This is a genomic window from Streptomyces sp. NPDC090021 (assembly GCF_044748225.1).
Classification (GTDB): domain Bacteria; phylum Actinomycetota; class Actinomycetes; order Streptomycetales; family Streptomycetaceae; genus Streptomyces.
This window is the reverse complement of the sequence record NZ_JBIVFO010000014.1, coordinates 17909-36511: the sequence shown is the minus strand read 5'-3', so window position 1 is coordinate 36511 and position 18603 is coordinate 17909. Positions and strand designations below refer to the sequence as shown.

The window sequence follows — 18603 nt, the reverse complement described above, 5'->3', positions numbered from 1 at the left end:
CACTGGGATCCGACAGGAGGGGACGCCGATGCCACCGAGGAAGGCTCCGACCGCGCGACAGCGGAGGCTGGGTGCCGAGTTGCGGAAGATCCGGGAGCAGGCAGGAATCTCACTCACCGAGGCGGCGACGCAACTCAGCACCGACCGAACCGCGATGAGCAACATCGAGAGCGGTCGGTTCGGCGTCAGCAGCGACCGCATCCGCACATGGTCCAGCCATTACGGATGCCCGGACCAGGCCTACGTCAACGCCCTGGCCGCCATGGCCGAAGAACGCGGCCGCGGCTGGTGGGACGACTATCGCGACGACCTCTCCGCAGGGCAGCTGGACCTGTCCGAGCTCGAACATCACGCGGTCGCGCTCCGCACCGTGCAGATCATGCACATGCCGGGCCTGCTACAGACGGAGGACTACGCGCGGGCCGTATTCGAGGAGGCCGTTCCGCCTCTGCGACCGATAGACCTCCGCCGGCGGCTCTCCCACCGGATGAAGCGCCGAGATGTCCTCGACCGTCCGGACGCCCCAGCCTGCACCTTCCTGATTCACGAGGCGGCCCTGCGCATGACGTACGGCGGGCGGGGGATCGCATTGCAGCAACTTGACTACCTGCTGAAGCAGTCGGAGCGGGACAACTTGACCGTGCGGGTGATTCCCTTCCGGGTCGGCGGCTTTCCATACGCGGGAAGCTCGACACTCTATGCGCACGGCCCGGTCCCTCAGCTCGACACGGTGCAGACGGACACCGCAACCGGCCCCGCGTTCCTCGATGCCGAGACGCGGCTCGCCAACTACCGGGCGGTCCTGGACCGGACCGAAGAGAAGTCATACGACCCCTCACGGTCGCGTGACTTCATCCGTGAAATGGCGCAACAAGTATGAAGGCGTGGAAACAATGGACATTCAGTGGCGCAAGTCCTCGAAGTCGACCGACGCGGAAGGCAACTGCCTCGAAGTGGCCGTCGTCGGCGGCGAGGTTCTCATCCGGGAGAGCGACGACCCCGGCCTGATCATCAAGACCTCGCGCGCCAAGCTCCGGGCATTCATCGACGGAGCCGCCGCCGGCGAGTTTGACGACCTCGCATAAGCGGTCCGCTACCAACGGCTCCCTTCCCCCCTCGTGGGAGGGGAGCCGTTTGGCTGCCGTAGCACGCGTTGGCATACGTCGTCTCACTCTTTAGACGTACAACAGTTGATACGGAGCCTTGGCTGGCGCTACCTTCCAAGCACGCCACCTCCGGAATCGCGCATCACGTACTGCGGACCGGAGGGAGGCGACTCCCGTCAATTCTGCGCCAGTTGACGGGGGAAGCACCGCCGCCCCCTCCCCGCCGCTCGTCACGGCCCGGAGGGGGCGGCCCCGCCGCACCGGCAGGAGTGACCGCATGCTCGCGCGACACCACACCCCGCACACCACCCCGGCCGGGGCCACCGTCCGGGACGCCACCGTGGCGATCCACTACGGGTACTGGTTCGAGGCCCTCTGCTACGAGAACGCCTACGACCAGGTGCCCGAACTCCTGGACCGGGCCATGCTCGACACCCCCGAGGAAGCCGTTCGTCTGATCCGGATCCAGATCCGGACCACCCACCCCTTCACCCTGTCGCCGGCCGAGGTGGACCGCGCACTCGCCTGGTCGGACGGCGGCGGCCGCATCCCGGCCCTCGCGGCCCTGCACCGCGGCGAAGTCGCCGGCTTCAGCATCGTGCTGCGCACCGGGATCCGCGCCGAATGGCGCGTACGCCCCGTCGACTACCTCTCCCTGACCGCCACACACCGCTAGGGACCGGCGACAGCCCACCGGCGCCGTTTCGGCCGCCGCAGCAGCAGCCCGCCCGCCCGCCCCGTCCAGCGGCTGCATCCGGTGTGTGAGCGGAGCCCTCGGAGCATCGTGCGCAGCTAGGGATCCAGCTGCCCAGGAGCGTCGAAGACCGTCCGGCCACAGCGATCCGGAACCAGCGAGCCGACCAGCTCCTGCTCGTTCCGAGGAATCTCGAAGTCAACCGCTGACGGACGATCTTCCCCGAAGACTTCCACCCGCGACCAGCGTGAGCACCCCGAGAGCCGGTCACACCAGCCCCTTGACCTGCGAATTCAAGTTGGCGGGGGCTCGCCGATGCCCCTGCCCCGAGCCGCTCGTCACCGACGCAGGCAGCATGACCGGCCGGGCCGGCCGCCGAAAGAGGTGGAGGGGGTCCTCAGCCTGCGACATACCGCTGATGACGCAATGGGATGTTCGGGCCGATTCATCAGGTCACACTGGGCCTCATCGACCGGGACTTCAACCGAAGGCCTTGTGAACAGGCGCCGGTGTCTCGCACCCGCGACTGACCGGAAGTTGGGGAGTGGTCAGCGCACCCCGGCCGAGGGGGCGGCTGCCGCCGTTGAGGAGGAACTGATGGGAGTCGGCATCTCCGGCATCGCCGCGGTGACCGTACTGGTCAGCGACCTCGCACGCAGCACCCGCTGGTATTGCGACGTGCTCGACCTCGCCTTCATCAGGGAGTTCTCCGTGGACAGCGCCCTCTGGGGCGTGGTGCTGCTCGACGCCGACGCGAACTTCGTGTTCGTCCTCCAGGACATGGACACCACCCCAGGGGTGCGAGACCTGCGAGGCACCCGCCCAGTGGTACTCGCCGCCCCGTCGCGGGCGTCTGTCAACACCATCGCCGAACGGCTTCACGACATGGGGCTGAGCCCACGGGGGCCGGTGACCGACCCGGACGGGACGTTCGTGGACGTGACCGACCCGGACGGGATCATCCTGCGCTTCCGGCACGTGGCAGACGACGTGTCATTGAGTTTCCAAGGTGTCGCCTACGGCGCCGACGGCGGCATCACCGGCACCTACGACCACCCGCATCTGCAGTTGCCGCCTCGTGATGCCCCCTGATCCCGGCACGCCGCGGAGAGGTTGCGACACCCCGCCGAGCTTCGTCGGAGAGCCGCACCGGACATGGACCGTAATGCATGACGTCGTTACGGAAGACTACGTTCGAAACTCTCCACGACACCGGCCCGGAAGTGCATGGCGTACGGCTGGCCGAGCCGCGGCTGATCCCTTCCCGTGAGGGAATGGCGGGTGGCCGTCCGCGACGCTTGCGCTCGGGCGGCCACCCGCCGTTCCCCCTGCCCCGGAGGCTGCGGGTGGCGGCGGCGCGCGTGCACGCCCCGAGCGCGGCACGGCAGCCGCCACCCCGCGACCCGCACTCGTCAAGGCGTGCCCTTGGCGTCCCCTCGCGTCGAATCGCTCCACACCAGGGTGATCAACAGGTGACGAACCGTCAACACCTCGTTAGAGGTACACGTGCGGTTCCCGTACCGCAGTGTGAACTTCGGACGAGCGGCACGGAGCCGCCTCGGCCGGGGCGGCACCCGTCACGGCGCCGTTCGTCGCGGCGTCCGACTCCGCCTTCCGCCCGCGGTCGATCTCGCACCAGATCCGCTTGCCCGCGCCCTCGCGCTGCCAGCCCCACCGGTCCGCCAGACCGTCCACCAGCTCCAGACCGCGCCCGCCGGTGTCCTCCCCGCAGGCCTGCCGGCGGGCCGGCGCCCGGTCGCTCGCGTCGGCCACCTCGACCCGCACCCCCGGCCCCCCGAACAGCATGCGCAGCACGGCCGGACAGCCCGTGTGCACGACGGCGTTCGTGACCAACTCGGAGATCAGCAGGATCAGCGTCTCGGCGAGCGGCTCGTCATCCCCTATGCCGGACCCCGCCAGTCGGGACCGCGCCCACCGGCGCGCCCTGCCGACCTCGGCGGGATCCGCGCCTACCTCCAGCTGAACCTGAAGCACCTGCACCGCTCACACCATCCGAACCGGCGGACACTTCGCCTCGCGACGGGGCGGGATCACCAACCGTGACCCCCTTGCGTAGCAGCATGGTTGACATACAGTCACCACAACAAGCGCTTCGGGCATATTCCCGCGCGAAGGAGTAGGCGTGGTGCATACTGTGCGACGCTCCCGCCGCTCAACCACTCGCATTCGTCGGAGCGTACCGGAGCAGGTCCCCGACTCCCGGCCGTAAGGCGACGGGCGAAGGACACGAACCGATATCAACTCTCTGTAATCAGACATGCGTCCCGCGTCGTTGCTCCCGTACCCCCTTCCCGCTACCCGGCCCGCCCGGCCGTCACACGCAGCCACCACGACAAACCCGGCTACCGCGCCGGGTCCAGCAGCTCCGCCGCCAGCAGTTCCTCCGCCTCCGCCGCCGTACGCCACTGCTCGGCCCGCACCCAGGCCCGCTTCAGGTGCAGGTGCACGTCCGCCTCCCATGTGAAGCCCATCCCGCCGTACACCTGCAGACAGTCCCGGGCGCCCAGCACGGCGGCCTCGTCCGCCAGCAGCTTCGCCGCCGCCACCTCCCCCGGCCCACCCGTCACCGCCGCCGCGTACACCGCCGTACGGGCCACCTCCGCCCGCACCAGCATCTGCGCGCACAGGTGCTTGACCGCCTGGAAGGCCCCGACCGGCTGCCCGAACTGCTCGCGCTCGCCCGCGTACCGCACCGCCAGCTCCAGCGTCCGCAGCGCGCTCCCGACCTGGAGCGCCGCCGTCAGCAGCGCCCCCTCGGACACGTACGCGGACCCGGGCTCGGACCTGGGCGCGGACCCGGGCGCGGACCGGGGCTCGGACCGGGGCTCGGAGCCGGGCGCGGACCGGGGCTCGGAGCCGGGCGCGGACCGGGGTGCGGACCCGTACGCGGACCCGGGCGCGGGCCCGGCCCCGGGGGCGTCGGCGCCGTCCCGCCGCCGGACCCGGTGCAGCGGGGTCAGCGGGTCCGCCGCGCGCACCGGCTCGCCGTCCGGGAGCCCGTCCGCGCCCAGCACCGCGTCGGCCTCCCCCAGGTACGCCACCAGGTCCCCGCCCAGGTCGAAGGCGGTCACCACCGCCGTCCCCGCCGCGGCCCCCGGCACCACGCCGGCGGCGAGGTGCGTCGCCACCAGCGGCCCCGGCACCAGGGCCCGTCCGGCCTCCTCGAAGACGATCGCCGCCTCCGGCAGGCCCAGCCCCACACCGCCTTCGGACTCCGGGAGCCGGAGCGCGAAGAAGCCCGCCCGGCCCAGCTCCCGCCACAGCCCGCGGTCCACGGACGTGCCCGAGTCCACCGAGGCGCGCAGCGCCTCCCGCCCGTACCGGCGCTCCAGCAGGTCCCGTACGCCCGCCCGCAGGTCCCGCTGGTCCTGCGTCGGCTGGAAGTGCATCCCGCTCACCGGCCTTTCGGGAGGCCGAGGATCCGCTCGGCGACGATGTTGCGCTGGATCTGAGAGGTGCCCGCCGCGATCGTGTACGAGAGGGACGAGAGCCGGTCCAGGGCCCACTCCTCGTCCAGCGACAGCGACGCCGCTCCCAGGACCTCGGCCGCCACGTCGTACAGCTCCTGGCGGGCGTGCGAGTAGGCGAGCTTGAAGACCGAGCCGCCGATGCCGGGCACCCCGCCGGAACGCTCCGACTCGCTGACGTTCCACTGGGTCAGCCGCCACAGCGCGCCGAACTCCCCGGACAGCCGCCCCAGCCGGCGGCGCAGCACCGGGTCGTCCCAGCGGCCGTTCGCCTTCGCCGTGCGGGCCAGCTCGCCCAGGGTCCTGCGGCACGCGACGACCTCGCCGACGAAGGCGGTGCCCCGCTCGAAGGACAGCGTGACCATGGTGACCCGCCAGCCGTCGTTCTCCGCGCCCACCCGGTTGGCGACCGGGACCCGCACCTCGTCGAGGAACACCTCGGCGAACTCCGTCGACCCGGCGAGCGTACGCAGCGGCCGCACCGTCACCCCGGGCGCGTCCATCGGCATGGCCAGCCAGGAGATCCCGCGGTGCTTGGGAGCCCCGGGGTCCGTGCGTACGAGCAGCTCGCACCAGTCGGCGACCTCCGCGTGCGAGGTCCAGATCTTCGATCCGGTGATCACGTAGTCGTCGCCGTCGCGGACCGCGCGGGTACGCAGGGAAGCCAGGTCGGAGCCCGCCTCCGGTTCGCTGAAGCCCTGGCACCACACCTCGTCGCCGCGCAGTACGGGCGGCAGCCAGCGCGCCCGCTGTCCGGCCGTGCCCTCGGCGGCGATCGTCGGGCCGGCGTGCAGCAGCCCGACGAAGTTCGCGCCCACGTACGGGGCCCCGGCGCGCTCCGTCTCCTCCAGGAAGATCAGGTGCTGGGTGGGGGTGGCGCCACGGCCGCCCGCGTCCACCGGCCAGTGCAGCCCCGCGTACCCGGCCTCGTACAGCCGGCGCTGCCAGCTCAGGTCGTAGGCGCGCCGGCCCGGCCAGTCGTCGGGGGAGGGCCGGGCGGGCAGCTCGGGGAGGGTCTTGGCGAGCCACTCGCGCAGCCGCGCCCGGAAGTCCCGCTCCGTCTCGGTGTACGTCAGGTCCATCAGCGGCCCTTGTTCCGGTCCGGGTTCCGGTCCCGGTCCCGGTCGAGATCGAGGCCGAGCATGCGGATGGCGTTGCCGCGCATCAGCTTGTAGACCGTCTCCTCGTCCAGTCCCCGCACGTGGTCGAGGGCGACCTCCTTGGTGTGCGGGAAGGTCGAGTCCACGTGCGGGTAGTCGGTCTCGAAGGTCGCGTTGTCGCGGCCGACGACGTCGATCGAGGCGATCCCGTGCTTGTCGCGGAAGAAGCAGCAGAAGATCTGCCGGTAGTAGTACGCCGACGGCGGCTCGGGGATCAGGTCGCGCACCCCGCCCCAGGCCCGGTGCTCCTCCCACACGTCGTCCGCGCGCTCCAGGGCGTACGGGATCCAGCCCATCTGGCCCTCGCTGTAGGCCAGCTTGAGCGTCGGGAACTTCACCAGCACGCCACTGAAGAGGAAGTCCATCATCGAGGCCATCGCATTGTTGAAGCTGAGCGACGCCTGGACGGCGGGCGGCGCGTCCGGGGAGGCCGCGGGCATCTGGGAGCTGGACCCGATGTGCATGTTGACCACCGTGCCGGTCTCCTGGCACACGGCGAAGAAGGGGTCCCAGTAGCCGGAGTGGATCGACGGCAGCCCCAGGTGGGTCGGGATCTCGGAGAAGGTCACGGCGCGCACCCCGCGGGCGGCGTTGCGCCGGATCTCGGCCACCGCCAGGCCGATGTCCCACAGCGGGATGATGCACAGCGGGATCAGCCGGCCGCCGCTGTCACCGCACCATTCCTCGACCATCCAGTCGTTGTAGGCGCGTACGCAGGCGAGGGCCACCTCCTTGTCGTGCGCCTCGGCGAAGGTCTGGCCGCAGAAGCGCGGGAAGGTCGGGAAGCACAGGGAGGCCTCGACGTGGTTGAGGTCCATGTCGGCGAGGCGCGCCTTGGGGTCCCAGCACCCCTGGCGCATCTCCTGGCGGGTGATCCCCTCCAGCGTCATATCGTCGCGGTCGAAGCCGACGGCCGCGATGTTGCGCTTGTACGGGAACTTCAGGTCCTCGTAGATCCACCAGTCGGTCGGCGGTCCGTCCGGATCCATGGTGATCACGTACTTGCCGCCCGTGTACTGCAGCTCGCCGATGCCGGCCGTGAGCGCCTTGGGGCCGCGGTCGCGGTACCTGGCGGGCAGCCAGACGTCGAACAGGTGCGCGGGCTCGATCACATGGTCGTCGACGCTGATGATCCGAGGCAGTTCCATGGGCTCCCCAATCCGGTGCCGATGCGTGCCGATCCGACGCCGATCTGATGTTGATCTGATGGATCGTCAGAAACAAGCTAGCCCCGCCACCCCTGGACCGACAAGCGTCGGCGCCCTACGCTCTGCGCTTGATCTGACTAACCGTCAGTTAATCGGCCAAGGGGAGGTCCGGGATGACGGACACCGCGACTGCGACAGAACTGAGCCGCTCCCGCACCCTGTGGGAACTCATCACCCGCCGGGCCGCACTCACCCCGGACACCACCGTCCTGATCGAAGCCGCCGAAGACCCCGCCGCGGACCGGCACCTCACCTTCGGTGAACTGCGCGACCGCGCCGAACGCGTCGCCGCAGGCCTCCACGACATGGGCGTACGCCCCGGCACCGTCGTCGCCTGGCAGCTCCCCACCCGCATCGAGACCGTGCTGCTCACCTTCGCCCTCGCCCGGATCGGAGCCGTCCAGAGCCCCGTCATCCCCTTCTACCGGGACCGCGAGGTCGGCTTCGCGCTCCGCGAGTCCAAGGCCGACTTCTTCGCGGTCCCGGGCGTGTGGCGGGGCCACGACTACCCCGCCATGGCCCGGCGGCTCGGCGCCCGCGGCGTCTTCGACGCCTACGACTCCCTCCCGGACGGCGATCCGGCCGTACTGCCCCCGCCGCCCGCCTCCGGAACCGACGTCCGCTGGATCTACTGGACCTCCGGCACCACCTCCGACCCCAAGGGCGTCCTGCACACCGACCGCTCCCTCATCGCCGGCGGCTCCTGCCTCGCGCACGCCCTGCGCCTGACCCCCTCCGACGTCGGCTCGATGGCCTTTCCCTACGCGCACATAGCCGGACCGGACTACACGGTGATGCTGCTGCTCTACGGCTTCCCCGCGGTCCTCTTCGAGAAGTTCGCGATGCCGGACGCCCTCGACGGCTACCGCCGCCACGGCGTCACCGTCGCCGGCGGATCGACCGCCTTCTACTCCATGTTCCTCACCGAACAGCGCAAGGCCCCGGACGTCCCCCTCATCCCCACCCTTCGCCTCCTCGCGGGCGGGGGAGCCCCCAAACCCCCGGAGATCTACCACGCGGTGGTCCGCGAACTCGGCTGCCAGCTCACCCACGGCTACGGCATGACCGAAGTCCCCATGATCACCATGGGCGCCCCGGACGACACCCCGGAAAACCTCGCCACCACCGAGGGCCGCCCCCCGCAGGGCATGTCCATCCGCATCACCACCCCCGACGGCACCCCCCTCCCCCCGCACACGGACGGGGAGGTCCGCCTGCGCGGCGAGGCGGTCTGCCAGGGCTACCTGGGCCGCGACCCGTCCACCGAGGTCTTCGACGCCGACGGCTACCTGATCACCGGCGACCTCGGCCACCTCACCCCGGACGGCTACCTGGTCCTCACCGGCCGCAGCAAGGACGTCATCATCCGCAAGGGCGAGAACATCTCCGCCAAGGAGATCGAGGACCTCCTGCACCGCCTCCCGGGCGTCGCGGACGTCGCCGTCATCGGTCTCCCCGACCGGACCCGCGGCGAACGCGTCTGCGCCGTCGTCGAACAACCCCCGGGAGCCGCCCCCCTCACCCTCCCCCAGGTCACGGCCTACCTCCGCGCCGAAGGCCTCGCCACCCACAAACTCCCCGAGCAACTGGAGCTCCTGGCCGCCCTGCCCCGCAACGAAGCCCTGCGCAAGGTCCTCAAGTACAAACTCCGCGAACGGTACGCGTAGGGCGCGGGCGCGGCGGGGCGGGGCGCGGCGGGGGCGGGGCGGGGCGGGGCGGGGCGGGGCGGGGTCGGAGCACGGCGGAAGCCGGCGGGGGTGGGGGCGGAAGGCGCGGGGTGGTGTCGGAGGGCGGGATGCACTCGGGCGGTATCGGAGCTGTTCTGGGGTTTTCCCGTCCGTCCGATGGTTTTCCGGGTCGTGCCGGTCCCTCAAGGGCGCTCGTACCTCGCGTCGCTGCGCGATGGCCTCCGGCCACCCTTGACCGCCCGTCCCGCCCCGGAACTACGAAGGACAGCCGGAAAACCCCAAAAGAACGAGCCGGGCCTCAAGAGGAGAGGCGGCCACATCAGCGATGCGCGGGGCGGCCGGGGGAGCGCCCCACATCGCTACGCGCTCCTGTCCGACCGCGTCCGCAGGCCTCTTGGGCTGGGCATAAGCCGCCATCGATCGCTACGCGCTGCCCTGGGACGGCGTCCGCACCTCTCCTGGGCGAGTGTGAGCCGCCATCGAGCATCAGACATGACCAGAGTTCGGCGTCTGCGAGTCGGCGGCAGGTCCATCCCGGAGGAAGGGACAAACAAGGGACCTACCCCTCCACCTACTGCCGCGGGGAATTGTCGCTGTCGATCTGGTCGACAACACGCGCACGTCAGCACCGCAGCCTTCACCCAAAGGCCCACCTGTTGGTGGCTCAGGCGGGGCTGGCGGGACTGCCCCCTATAGAGGTCAACCAAGAGCCTTCTCGATGGCCTCGAAGATGTCGGCGTCGGTTTCCTGCTGCCAGGAGGGCAGGTCAGGCCAGTCGGCCACGTAGCCCGGCTTCGGTTCCTCGAAGTGCTTGAACATCTGGGCTGTCCAGCACGTCGCGACGAACCGGCTCTTCTGCTCACGGGACAGCCTCGATGTGCGGCCGCTGCTGATCTCGATGAACTGACGGACCTGGTCGAACACTGAGCCTGCGGCCTCACGCTCCCACTGCGGGGTGTCCTCCCACGGGGTGACATAGCCAGGCTTCGGCTCCCCAGGGAAGTGCTGGTGCACTCCCGAGATCCATGCCTCCCGGAACAGTCGTGCACCCTCGGTCTGCGACATGCCTACCCTCTCGTCACGGAGTCCTGAACGTGGCGATCTCCACCCCAAGCTCCGCTACGCGGTGGTCACGGCTCAAGGGACCGAACTCGTCGCACAGAGCCTGAAGTCTACGGGCGACGTACCCGGATTCTGAGGCCCGGGCCAAGCTCATGGCCTCCCGCCCGTACTCAAGTACCTGATCTGGATCACGCCGCTTCGCGCCGATCGCGGCCAAACTCGCCAGCACAGCCGCTCGGCGCCGGTACGACTGCCCCGTCGAAAGACCCGTCTGCGCGAGCGCCGCCTTCAAGGCCTCCTCCGCCAGGTCCAGCCGCCCGAGCTGCACGTACCGCGCTCCGCGTTCCTCGGCGAGGCGTGTTCCGTCGAAGCGGAGCCATCCGCCGTTCGTACACTCCGCAGCGAGGTCCCTTACCTCCTCGGCGCGCGCCAATGCGGCCTCACAGGCTGAGAGGTCCCCTAGACCGGCGTACGCCTCCGCTTGGACCGAGGCGACCCAATGCCGCGTCGAAAGCCCCTTGTCCCCGCGGCCGGCGAGGCGCTCGGCCGCGCCCAGCATCTGCGCCGCCTGGCGGTAGCGCCGCTCGGACATGTCCAGGTACGAGTGGCGTACGAGGGCACAAGCCCATAGGTCGTACGTTCCTGCTTCCTTGCTGGCCGAAGCCGCGAGTGAGTACGAGGCTGCGGCTTCCGTGTACCGATTTCCATCGAAAGCGACTTCACCGGCCATCTGGAAGAGGTCGGCCGCCGCTCCAAGGAGCGTGCGAGAACTGCCACGACTGTCGTCCAATGCTTCGTTCAGTCTTGCCATCTGGTCACGGATGACGGGGTAGACCGAACTCTTCGACCGGGCCAGTTGGTAGACCTGCCACAGATGGTCATTCATCCGCTCGAAGCCTGCGGGCGTCCCCCTCAGCACCCCAGCAGCAGCGGCTTCAGCCTCGTGGGCCGGGAGGGCCGTCAACGCCCCAGAGACCGTGAGGATGCGCAGGAACTCGCGGCGTATCATTTCGTCTTCGTCTCCCGCCCTCGGGTGGTCGCTGACCTGGTGCCCTGAGGTCTCCTGCATTCCGGCTCGCTGCACTGTCAGGAGGGAATCAAGCTCTTGGAGGCTGAGTTCGAGGGCGATGGCCAATCCTCGCCGCTGGGGTGGCTGCGGCTCGATCCTGCCGCTCTCCCAGCGCCCGACCGTCGTGCGGTCCACGCCGAGTAGTCCGGCCAATGTCTCCTGACTGTAGCCCAGAGCCTTACGCCGTTCGGCCAGTCCCATGACGACCCCTTCCCGCGACTTCGAAGCCTGCGGCACCCGTGCACGGATCTGATCCAAGAATGCGGCATTCATGCCGTGGAGTCCGTCGACTTCCACCGCTTTCCTGGTAGTTGCAGAGAGCGGCCCAGGCACGACGCAGCGAAGGGGTGCGGATATGGGAACGCAGTACGGCGGCCATGGACACGCCCACGAGCAACTCTCTTGGACTCAAGCCGCTGCCCGGTGTGCGGGGGGCGCGCTGTGGAGACCAGCAAGTACATCCTCGGCAGGAGGTCGGACGCAGTGGGAAACGATCACACGAGTAGGCGGCGCCGGGCATGGGTCGGTGATCTCGTCGAGGACGAGAGCGGTCGCGAAGCGATCGTCACCGACGTGACGGCAGGCACCGTATGGACGCTCCGCACCCCTGACGCCCTCCTCTCAGACCAGTGGATCACCACTGATCCCGGGAGCCTGCTCGTCCTCAAGACACGTGCACAGCGCATGGCTGCCCACGAAACGCACTAAGGAGAACCTCATGTTCCGTCACGCCGACCGTCTGCCCACTGGTGACAGCCTGCCCATGGGACACGTGACGCCCGTCCCCTGGGGCGTTCAGCGGATGGCTCCCTACCCGGTCATGGCACCCGGATACCACCACGTCGAGATCGACGCGCACACCCAGACCGCCCGCTACTACGGGCCCGAAGGCCAGCCGTTGATGATGCCCGGACACGGAACCAGTACGGGCACCAATCCAGCGACCAACACGGGAAATCCGTCCGACGGCAGCAGCGGCGGCGGATCGGGCGGCGGGGACCAGGACACCGGGAACGACAGCGACCAGTGAGCCGCTCCGGCCCGGTGCTGGTCGTCACCATGAAAGACGACCCCACAGCCGACCTGGTGATCCACGAGCTGCACGACCGGGGTGTTCCCGTCGTGCGGCTCGACTCCGGGGACTTCCCCGCCACCCTGTCGTTCGCCGCTTACGTCACCCCTGATGGCATCGAGGGGTCCCTGGCCACCCCGACCCGGACCGCAGACCTGACCCGGATTCGTTCCCTCTACTACCGGCGGCCGTCGGGATTCGCGTTCCCGCACCTGTCCGAGGCAGACGCGCGGTTCGCACTCACCCAAGCCCGGTACGGGCTCGGAGGCGTCCTCGCCTCCCTGTCGGGCTGTCTGTACGTCAACCACCCCCACCGCATCGGCGACGCCGAGTTCAAGCCCTCCGGTCTCGCCGCTGCCACGACAGCCGGTTTCCACGTGCCGGCCACTCTCATCACATCCGATCCGAACGCCGCCCGCGAATTCACCAGCACACACGGGCCGGTGATCTACAAGCCGCTTTCAACGCCTCTCTACCGGATCGACGGAGTCTCCTGCACCGTCCAGGTGAAGGAGGTGACGGCGGCTGAAATCGACGAGCGGGTGTCCGGGACCGCCCACCTCTTCCAGCGCGTCGTGCACAAGACGGCCGATGTGCGGGTAACCGTGATCGGTGACCGTGTTTTCGCGGTCCGTATCGACTCCGACCTGTTGGACTGGCGAACCGACTACGACCGCCTGGCCTACAGCGTCGTGCAGCCCCCACCCCAAGTGGCCACGAGCCTCTTTCGATACCTGTCGCTGTTCGGGCTGGTCTTCGGAGCTTTCGACTTCGCCGTCGACCGGACGGGGACATGGTGGTTCCTCGAATGCAACCCCTCCGGCCAGTGGGCCTGGCTGGAGCCCGAGACCGGCTTGCCCATGGTCGCGGCCATGGCCGATCTTCTGGAAAGGAACCGCTCGTGAACGATGAGGCCCGAGGGCTGAGGTTGCAGCTGACCGAGCAGCTCGTCGCCGCCGGCCACCTGCGTACGGCAGCATGGCGACGGGCCGTCGAAGATGTGCCACGTCACGAGTTCCTGCGCGGCGGATACTTCCAACGGATCGACGTACCCGGCCGCCCCACCGCGTGGACGCCCGTGCTGCCCGATAGCCCGCAATGGCTGAGGTCCTGCTACACGGACGATTCCCTTGTCACTCAGATCGCGGGCACGATCGTGCCTGGTGACATGCGGGGAGAGATCACACGTCTGCCGACGTCGTCCGGCACCCTGCCGTCCCTGGTGGTGCGGATGCTGGAGGACCTCCGTGTCGAGGACACGAGCCGCCTTCTCATCGTCGGGGTCGGCACCGGCTACTCCAGCGGCCTCGCCTGTCAGCGTCTCGGCAGCGAACGTGTCACGGCTGTGGAAATCGACCCCGACGTCGCCTCCCGCGCACGCGGAGCACTCGGGCAATGCGGCTACGCGCCCACCGTGGTCGTGGGCGACGGTCTCGCGGGCTGGAAGGACGGCGGCCCGTACGACCGGATCGTCGCCTACTGCGGAACGGTCACCCTGCCCTACGAGTGGGTGGATCAGGCACTCCCCGGAGGAGTCATCCTGGCCACCGTAGGCGGGTGGATGTACTCCTCCGAACTCGCTCGTCTCACAGTCGGCGAAGACGGCACCGCAACAGGCCGACTGCTCGACGGCAGGAACTCGTTCATGCTCGCCCGCCCACAGACACCACCGCCCATCGGGCTCCTCCCCGACCTTGATCAAGCCGACGATCACCCCACGGAACTCGCGGCCCACGTACTCGACGACTGGGACACCCGGTTCGTCGCTCAGCTCGCCGCTCCACGTGCTCAGCGCATGACCTTGCAACGCGCAGGCACCACAGAACACGTACTCCTCGATGTCGAGGCGGGGGCATGGGCGGTACTGCGGCAGGACGGCGGCAGGTGGCTTGTACGCCAGGGCGGGCCGGACAACCTGTGGGACCGGATCACGGACCACATCGCCCGCTGGCACCACGACGGCTCGCCCACGCTCGACCGGTTCGACATCACGGTCACGCCCGAAGGCCAGGCGATCACGTGGCAACGCTGACCGCTTCTGCCCCACCGGCCGCTGACCAGCCACAGAGACGCGCGGACGCCGTCGGGCAGGAGCGCGTAGCGATGTGACGCGCTCCGGGCCGCACCCGGACAGCGCCGTAACCCCCCGGCACGTCACCGACCACCGCCCCGCCGAAACCCCGCCCCCGTGCACCGCCCCGACGCAGGGGACGGGCGGGCGGCCACCGGCCCGGTGGCCGGGGCCGCGGGGGTGAAGGCGCCGGGCGGGTGGGGAACCGTACGCCCTACAGGCGGCTCAGGGACGCCGCCGCGAAGAGGACGTCGCGGATCGCCTCGCGGTCGCCGTGCTGGCCTGCCGCCACGTCCTCCGGGGAGATGTGGCCGGCGGCCAGCTGGCAGAACTCGATGCCGTCCAGGGCGATCTCCGCCACCGTGCGCTCCGGCGACGGCTTCGCCCCCGGCGAGTCCAGCGCGATGTCCCAGCCACCGCCGCCCGCCCCCTCGATCTCCAGGTGCAGGGTCCGCCCGGGTGCTCCCGCCGCGACGAGGCTCCGCGCCGGGGCCGCCAGGCCCGCGCGGCGGCGCTCTGCCAGCGCGCCCGGCAGCAGCCGCGCCGCCAGGTCGATCATCCGGTGCAGGTGCGGCCCGGACGGCGGCTCGTACGGGTAGTCCACCGCGTTCGCGATGTCCCACGCGTGCACCCAGCACTCGAAGGCCCGCTCCAGGAAGGCGTCACCGAGCGGGAGTGCGAAACCGCCGTAGTCCACGGCGAGTTCGGCGACACCCCGGCCCGCGAAGGACACCGTACGGACCAGGGTGTGGCCCTGCTTCCGCCACGGTTCGCGCACCTGGCGCGTCGTCGGATTCGCCGACGCGCCCCAGAAGTACTCCGTCCGTACGGTCGGACCGCCCGGCGGCGCGTCCGCCCCCAGCGGATCGTCCAGCCCGAGCGCGGTGGCAATCATCCCGTCGACCGTCATGAGGTGTCCGATCACGCCCGCCACGGTGGTCCGATGGGACCGGCGCCGTTCCTCCTCGAACCACTTCAGGCGTACGGGGGTGTGCCACTCGGAGTCGCCGAAGTCCTGCAGCAGGGCGTCGAGCCGCGCGGTCTCGGTGTCGTACGGACTCGCCCACGCCGGCACCGGGATGCGGGCCGGGCGCTTGCCGAGGCAGTCCTCCAGGACCCGCGAGCGCAGCAGCGGCTTGAGGTCGAGGCTCTCCTCGGGGTGCAGCAGTCCGACCGCGTCGCGCAGCCGCAGCGCCTCCTCGGCGCAGGGCGCGCATTCGGTGAGGTGGTCCTCCACCGCCCGGGTCTCCTCGGCGGAACACGCGGCCAGCGCCCACGCGCCGAGCAGGGACTTCAGCACGGCGTGCGAGGGCGGTGGTGCGGGTTCCGGCGGCAACGGCAGCGGCCTCGGGGCGTGTCCCGGGTCGAGGTCGTCGGCTGCCCCGCGCGGGCCCGGTATCCGCGCCCGGCCGCCGGGACGCTCGTATCCGTCGTCGGGTGACTGGGCGGGGCCGTTCATCGGGATGTTCCGTATTCGCGCGGGCCGTAACCGGGCTGGGCGGTGTCCTCCTGCGGGAGGGCGTTGGCGGTCGACAGGAGCTGGAGCCCGAGCCGCAGCCTGCGGCGCGCCTCGTCCTCGCTGATCTGGAGGTCGGCGGCCGCCTGCCGGTAGTCGCGCCGCTTGAAGTACGCCAGTTCCAGCGCGGCCCGCAACGGCGCGGGCATGGAGGTGACGATGTAGTCCGCGCGGGCGGCGGCGTTGGCGCTGCGCACCTTCTGCTCCAGCTCCTCGCGGGAGCCCCGGCCCAGTTCGGCCTGGCGCAGCCGGGCCACCGCCTGGCCCTGGGTGATCCGGGCGACCCAGGAACGCATGGAGCCCTGCTTGGGGTCGTAGGCGTCCGGGTTCTCCCAGATGTAGCCGAAGACCTCGCGGGTGACCCGGTCCGCCGCCTTCTCGTCGCCCAGCACGCGGTGCGCCAGGCTGTGCACGAGCGAGGCGAAGCGGTCGTAGAGCTCACCGAGCGCGGCGGCCTCGCCGCGGGCGAGGCGCTGCTGCATGCGGCGGTCCCACCGCGGTGGTACGTCCTTCGGCATAAGTGCCCCCAGCCGTGTGTCGACCCATCGAATGTAGTGGGCACATGGCCGATCGCGCCTGTTTTGGACGAAGCTCCCTTCGGATGTGGGCACTGCGTGATAGGGGCGTCGCAGGGCGTGAACGGTGGTGCGGCCGAGGGCACATGGGTACACGCGTACGCGCCCCGCCGCGCTCCCCGTGCGCGGGTTCGATGCGGCCGCCTGCTTGACCGCTTCGCTTAACGTGCAGGCCACATAGGCCTTACGCTCCTGCCTTGTCTTGATCTGAACCCCACGCACACGTGAAGGTGGAACGCCGCATATGGACAGCGCAGAATACGAGCGCAAGATCGCCGCCCGATTCGCCACCTTCGACCAGGACGGGTCCGGCTTCATCGACCGGGAGGACTTCAGCGCGGCCGCGAAGGCCGTCCTGGCCGAATTCGGTACCGCCGCACGGTCGGAGAAGGGCCAGGCAGTCTTCGGCGGCGCCGAGGCGTTCTGGCAGGGCATGGCCGGGATCGCGGACGTCGACGGGGACCAGCGGGTGTCCCGCGAGGAGTTCATCACCGGGGCGGCCAAGCGGCTGCGCGACAACCCGCAGCGGTTCGCGGAGATCGCACGGCCGTTCCTGCGCGCCGTGATCGCGGTGGCGGACGAGGACGGCCTCGGCGCGACGCCGCCGGCCGCGGCCAGGGTGCTGCGGGTCCTCGGCACGCCGCCGGAGCTCGCCGAGCAGGTGGCGGTCGGCCTCGACACCGACGGCGACGGCCGCATCTCGGAGGACGAGATCCTGGCGGCGTTCGCGGCGTACTGCGGCGTGGAGGCCCCGGACGCGTAGTGCCTGCGGCGGGCTCGCACGCATCCGGGGTGCCGCCCCGAAACCCCGCACAGCGGTGACGGGCGGGGCCGGGCGAGCGGGGCCCGCGGAACCGGGAGCGGGCCCGCGGAACCGGGCCCGCGGAACCGGGAGCGGGGTCCGCGGAACCGGGCCCGCGGAACCGGGAGCGTGGGCCCGCGACCGTACGTCCGCCCCGCGCCCCCCCGGACGGCCGGGGTCCGGGCGTCAGGGTCCGGGCGTCAGGCGAAGACCACCGTGCGGGAGCCGTTCAGCAGGACGCGGTGCTCGCTGTGCCACTTCACCGCGCGCGCGAGCGCCTGGCACTCGACGTCGCGTCCGACGGCCACCAGCTGGTCCGGGGTGACCTCGTGGCCCACCCGCTCGACCTCCTGCTCGATGATCGGCCCCTCGTCGAGGTCCGCCGTCACGTAGTGCGCGGTCGCGCCGATCAGTTTCACACCGCGCGCGTGCGCCTGGTGGTACGGCTTCGCGCCCTTGAAGCTCGGCAGGAACGAGTGGTGGATGTTGATGATCCGCCCGCTCAGCTCCTTGCACAGGTTGTCCGACAGCACCTGCATGTACCGGGCCAGCACGACCAGCTCGACGTTCTCGGCCCGTACGAGTTCCAGCAGCTGCGCCTCGGCCTGGGCCTTCGTGTCCTTCGTCACCGGGATGTGCACGAACGGCACGTCGTACGAGGCGACCAGCTCGGCGAAATCGGTGTGGTTGGAGACCACGGCCGCGATCTCGACCGGCAGGGCCCCGATCCGCGACCGGAACAGCAGGTCGTTGAGGCAGTGCCCGAACTTGGACACCATCAGGACGATCCGCATGCGCTCCTCGGAGCGGTGGATCTCCCAGTCCATCTTGAAGGACTCCCCGATGGCGGCGAAGCTCGCCCGCAGCTTCTCCACCGTCACGGCAGGCTCGGCCTCGAAGTGCACCCGCATGAAGAAGAGCCCGGTCTCCCGGTCTCCGAACTGCTGGCTGTCCACGATGTTGCAGCCGGTCATGAAGAGGTAGCTCGACACGGCGTGCACGATGCCCTGCTTGTCGGGGCAGGACACGGTCAGGACGTACTGGGGCTGCTGCTGGGCCTGGGCCTCGTTGTGCGGGTCGCTCATGACCGCA

At 70.2% G+C, this 18603-nt stretch carries 19 protein-coding genes; 10 read left to right on the top strand and 9 right to left on the bottom strand.

Annotation, left to right across the window (positions count from 1 at the left end; all coding sequences use genetic code 11):
- Positions 1–28 precede the first annotated feature (28 nt).
- The 4 genes from ACIPXC_RS13480 to ACIPXC_RS13465 all read left to right on the top strand — a co-directional run bounded on the left by ACIPXC_RS13480 (position 29) and on the right by ACIPXC_RS13465 (position 2892).
- Positions 29–880, top strand: a complete 852-nt coding sequence (locus ACIPXC_RS13480; protein WP_401616514.1) for a helix-turn-helix domain-containing protein — start codon at positions 29–31, stop codon at positions 878–880.
- A gap of 13 nt (positions 881–893) precedes the next feature.
- The gene (locus tag ACIPXC_RS13475; protein WP_401616512.1) at positions 894–1085 is read left to right on the top strand and encodes a DUF397 domain-containing protein; all 192 of its coding nucleotides are present in this window, start codon (positions 894–896) and stop codon (positions 1083–1085) included.
- A 298-nt stretch (positions 1086–1383) separates the two neighbouring features.
- On the top strand, positions 1384–1782 hold the full coding sequence (locus ACIPXC_RS13470) for a hypothetical protein (protein WP_401616510.1): 399 nt from the start codon (positions 1384–1386) through the stop codon (positions 1780–1782).
- Positions 1783–2397: 615 nt separating this feature from the next.
- A complete protein-coding gene (locus ACIPXC_RS13465; RefSeq protein WP_401616508.1) occupies positions 2398–2892 on the top strand; it encodes a VOC family protein in 495 nt (164 codons plus the stop codon).
- A 402-nt stretch (positions 2893–3294) separates the two neighbouring features.
- On the opposite strand, the gene ACIPXC_RS13460 is transcribed toward ACIPXC_RS13465, so the two are convergent.
- The 4 genes from ACIPXC_RS13460 to ACIPXC_RS13445 all read right to left on the bottom strand — a co-directional run bounded on the left by ACIPXC_RS13460 (position 3295) and on the right by ACIPXC_RS13445 (position 7596).
- The gene (locus tag ACIPXC_RS13460) at positions 3295–3801 is read right to left on the bottom strand and encodes an ATP-binding protein (protein ID WP_401616506.1); all 507 of its coding nucleotides are present in this window, start codon (positions 3799–3801) and stop codon (positions 3295–3297) included.
- 362 nt (positions 3802–4163) lie between these two features.
- A complete protein-coding gene (locus tag ACIPXC_RS13455; protein WP_401616504.1) occupies positions 4164–5210 on the bottom strand; it encodes an acyl-CoA dehydrogenase family protein in 1047 nt (348 codons plus the stop codon).
- A 5-nt stretch (positions 5211–5215) separates the two neighbouring features.
- A complete protein-coding gene (locus tag ACIPXC_RS13450; protein WP_401616502.1) occupies positions 5216–6370 on the bottom strand; it encodes an acyl-CoA dehydrogenase in 1155 nt (384 codons plus the stop codon).
- The gene (locus tag ACIPXC_RS13445; protein ID WP_401616501.1) at positions 6370–7596 is read right to left on the bottom strand and encodes an amidohydrolase family protein; all 1227 of its coding nucleotides are present in this window, start codon (positions 7594–7596) and stop codon (positions 6370–6372) included. Before ACIPXC_RS13445 ends, ACIPXC_RS13450 begins: the two co-directional genes overlap by 1 nt.
- A 173-nt stretch (positions 7597–7769) precedes the next feature.
- Here ACIPXC_RS13445 and ACIPXC_RS13440 point away from each other — a divergent pair, with 173 nt between their 5' ends.
- Positions 7770–9323: an AMP-binding protein gene (locus ACIPXC_RS13440; RefSeq protein ID WP_401616499.1), complete on the top strand. Its 1554-nt coding sequence runs from the start codon at positions 7770–7772 to the stop codon at positions 9321–9323.
- A gap of 720 nt (positions 9324–10043) precedes the next feature.
- Here ACIPXC_RS13440 and ACIPXC_RS13435 read toward each other — a convergent pair.
- The gene (locus ACIPXC_RS13435) at positions 10044–10409 is read right to left on the bottom strand and encodes a hypothetical protein (RefSeq protein ID WP_401616497.1); all 366 of its coding nucleotides are present in this window, start codon (positions 10407–10409) and stop codon (positions 10044–10046) included.
- A 13-nt stretch (positions 10410–10422) separates the two neighbouring features.
- Entirely contained in the window at positions 10423–11676 is a 1254-nt protein-coding gene (locus tag ACIPXC_RS13430) for a helix-turn-helix transcriptional regulator (RefSeq protein WP_401616770.1), read from the bottom strand.
- A 240-nt stretch (positions 11677–11916) separates the two neighbouring features.
- On the opposite strand from ACIPXC_RS13430, the gene ACIPXC_RS13425 reads away from it, so the two are divergent.
- Genes ACIPXC_RS13425 through tgmC form a run of 4 tightly spaced genes read left to right on the top strand, consistent with a single transcriptional unit; the run spans position 11917 to position 14579 of the window.
- Positions 11917–12183, top strand: coding sequence for a hypothetical protein (locus ACIPXC_RS13425; RefSeq protein ID WP_401616495.1), 267 nt, complete (start codon positions 11917–11919; stop codon positions 12181–12183).
- A 10-nt stretch (positions 12184–12193) separates the two neighbouring features.
- Entirely contained in the window at positions 12194–12505 is a 312-nt protein-coding gene (tgmA, locus tag ACIPXC_RS13420; protein WP_401616493.1) for a putative ATP-grasp-modified RiPP, read from the top strand.
- Positions 12502–13452: an ATP-grasp ribosomal peptide maturase gene (gene tgmB, locus ACIPXC_RS13415; RefSeq protein ID WP_401616491.1), complete on the top strand. Its 951-nt coding sequence runs from the start codon at positions 12502–12504 to the stop codon at positions 13450–13452. Before tgmA ends, tgmB begins: the two co-directional genes overlap by 4 nt.
- Positions 13453–13475: 23 nt before the next feature.
- Positions 13476–14579: an ATP-grasp peptide maturase system methyltransferase gene (tgmC, locus tag ACIPXC_RS13410; RefSeq protein WP_401616489.1), complete on the top strand. Its 1104-nt coding sequence runs from the start codon at positions 13476–13478 to the stop codon at positions 14577–14579.
- A 253-nt stretch (positions 14580–14832) separates the two neighbouring features.
- On the opposite strand, the gene ACIPXC_RS13405 is transcribed toward tgmC, so the two are convergent.
- Entirely contained in the window at positions 14833–16077 is a 1245-nt protein-coding gene (locus tag ACIPXC_RS13405) for a maleylpyruvate isomerase N-terminal domain-containing protein (RefSeq protein ID WP_401616487.1), read from the bottom strand.
- Positions 16074–16652 carry a sigma-70 family RNA polymerase sigma factor gene (locus ACIPXC_RS13400; RefSeq protein WP_401616486.1) on the bottom strand — a complete coding sequence of 193 codons (579 nt, stop codon included), beginning with the start codon at positions 16650–16652 and terminating at the stop codon, positions 16074–16076. The genes ACIPXC_RS13405 and ACIPXC_RS13400 overlap by 4 nt, the downstream gene beginning before the upstream one ends.
- A 301-nt stretch (positions 16653–16953) precedes the next feature.
- On the opposite strand from ACIPXC_RS13400, the gene ACIPXC_RS13395 reads away from it, so the two are divergent.
- Positions 16954–17472, top strand: a complete 519-nt coding sequence (locus tag ACIPXC_RS13395; protein WP_401616484.1) for an EF-hand domain-containing protein — start codon at positions 16954–16956, stop codon at positions 17470–17472.
- 239 nt (positions 17473–17711) lie between these two features.
- On the opposite strand, the gene purU is transcribed toward ACIPXC_RS13395, so the two are convergent.
- Positions 17712–18596, bottom strand: coding sequence for a formyltetrahydrofolate deformylase (gene purU, locus ACIPXC_RS13390; RefSeq protein ID WP_183067843.1), 885 nt, complete (start codon positions 18594–18596; stop codon positions 17712–17714).
- Positions 18597–18603 lie beyond the last annotated feature (7 nt).